The 1958-nt window shown below is 73.0% G+C and carries 3 protein-coding genes; 2 read left to right on the top strand and 1 reads right to left on the bottom strand.

All coding sequences use genetic code 11. The features are described from left to right. Positions 1–393, top strand: a 393-nt coding sequence (locus tag AC3XYG_RS14635) for an FGGY-family carbohydrate kinase (protein ID WP_489140573.1), incomplete at its 5' end; no start/stop codon positions are given. Between the two features lie 4 nt (positions 394–397). Here AC3XYG_RS14635 and AC3XYG_RS14630 read toward each other — a convergent pair. Beyond that, positions 398–1252 carry an EamA family transporter gene (locus AC3XYG_RS14630; RefSeq protein ID WP_489140572.1) on the bottom strand — a complete coding sequence of 285 codons (855 nt, stop codon included), beginning with the start codon at positions 1250–1252 and terminating at the stop codon, positions 398–400. A 123-nt stretch (positions 1253–1375) separates the two neighbouring features. On the opposite strand from AC3XYG_RS14630, the gene AC3XYG_RS14625 reads away from it, so the two are divergent. Further along, a partial coding sequence (locus tag AC3XYG_RS14625; protein ID WP_489140571.1) for a LysR family transcriptional regulator occupies positions 1376–1958 on the top strand: 583 nt, incomplete at its 3' end.

Raw genomic sequence — 1958 nt, 5'->3', positions numbered from 1 at the left:
GCGACCGAACGGCCGCATCTGGTCCGCGCCGTGCTGGAGGGCGTGGCCTTCGCCTTCGCCGACGGCCAGGCGGCGCTGACCGCGGCGGGGACGGAGATCGGCGAGGTCTCGGTGATCGGCGGCGGCGCCCGGTCGCAATTCTGGGGCCGGATCCTGGCGGCGGCGCTGAACCGGCCGCTGCACTATCCCGCGGGTGGCGAACTCGGCCCCGCCTTCGGCGCCGCCCGCCTCGGCCGGCTGGCCGCGACCGGGGAAGCGCCGGAGGCGGTGTGCACCCGGCCGCAGACCGCGCATGTGGTCGAACCGGATTCGGCGCTGGCCGATCTCTATGCCGCGAAGTACCAGCGCTTCCGCGCTCTCTACCCGATGCTGAAGCCGGCCTGGGCGGGGTAGGGCGCTACTCTCCGGCGACGGCACCCAGGCTGGCGACCACGACCAGGGCGATGCCGGCCAACTGGGCCGGGCTGAGCGCCTGGCCGAGCACGACGAAGCCGATCAGCGTGCCCAATGCCGGCTCCGCGCTCATCAGGATGCCGAAGGCCCGGGTCGGCATCCGCCGCAGGGCCATCATCTCCAGCGCATAGGGCAGCAGCGGCACCAGGATGGCGAGGCCGATGGTGATGCCCAGCACCGGCAGCGGGATGTGGCCGCCATTCTCCGCCAGCCCCCAGGGCGTGGCCACCAGCGCTGCGACGGCCAGGGACATGGTCAGGCCCTGCAGCCCATCGAACGCCTGGCCGACCCGCTTCATCAGCAGGATGTAGATCGCCCAGCCCAGGCCCGCGGCCAGGGCGAAGCCGGCGCCGACCGGGTCGACCGTCCAGGCCGATCCGTCATGCACCAGCAGCACCACCCCGACCAGGGCCAGGATCGGCCAGACCGCGTGCCAGGCGCGGCGCATGCCGAAGGCCGCGACGCCGAGCGGCCCGAGGAATTCGATCGCCGTGGCCAGGCCCAGCGGGATGCGGATCACGGCCTGGAAATAGCACAGCGTCATGCCGGCCATCGCCGCGCCCAGCAGGATCGCGCCGCGCCACTGCGCCCGGCTGTAGGACAGGATCCGCGGCCGGGTGATCGCGGCCAGCAGCAGCGCCGCCCAGGCCAGCCGCAGCCAGGTCGTGCCCAGCGGGCCGAAGCTGTCCAGCGTCGGCTTGGCCAGGGCGGCGCCGAGCTGGACCATGGTCATCGAACCGACCGCCATCAGCGCTGCGACCGCGACCTGCGAGGTCGGGTTCGGTCGGTCTACGGTCATCTCGGGGCTCGTTGCCATCGGGTGCGGGTCCAAGGCTGTGCTGCAGGCGTTGATACCCTGATATAGCGGATGGATCCGCCCTCAGTTATCCTGATAGTGCTGATGGCAATATAAGGGATCGTTATGGTGCGGGATCTCGATATCGGCCTGCTCCGCGCCTTCGCCACGGTGGTCGAGGCCCGCAGCGTCAGCGGCGCGGCCGACCGGCTGGCGCGGACCCAGGCGGCGGTCAGCATGCAGCTGCGCCGGCTGGAAGAGGATGTCGGCCAGCGCCTGCTCGACCGGTCGCCGCGCGGCATCCGCCTGACCGAGGCGGGCCAGACCCTGCTGCGTTACGCCCATCGCGCGCTGGGGGCGAGCGAGGAGGCGCGGCGGGCGCTGGCCGGCCACCAGGTCGCCGGCACCGTGCGCCTCGGGCTGCTCGAGGATGTCGCCGTCGGCCGCATGCCGCGCGCGCTCGCCCGTTTCTCCCAGGCCTATCCGCGGGTGCTGCTGGAGATGGTGGTGGAGAGCAGCCGTGGCCTCGACCGCCGGCTGCGCGAGGGCGGGCTCGACCTCGCCATCGGCGACCCGAACATCATTGCCGCCGAACCGCTGGCGCGCTGGCACCGGCCGCTGCACTGGGTGGCGGCGCGGGGCTTCGCGCCCGATCTCACCGGCCCGGCGCCGCTGCCGCTGGTGGCGTTCGATGCCACCTGCGTCTGGC

This window comes from Inquilinus sp., assembly GCF_057815775.1.
This window is presented reverse-complemented; position numbering and strand designations above follow the sequence as displayed.

What these genes read in the sequence shown, in the direction of transcription:
- AC3XYG_RS14630 (WP_489140572.1), bottom strand. Translation starts at nt 1,252, where the DNA reads ATGACCGTAGACCGACCGAACCCGACCTCGCAGGTCGCGGTCGCAGCG.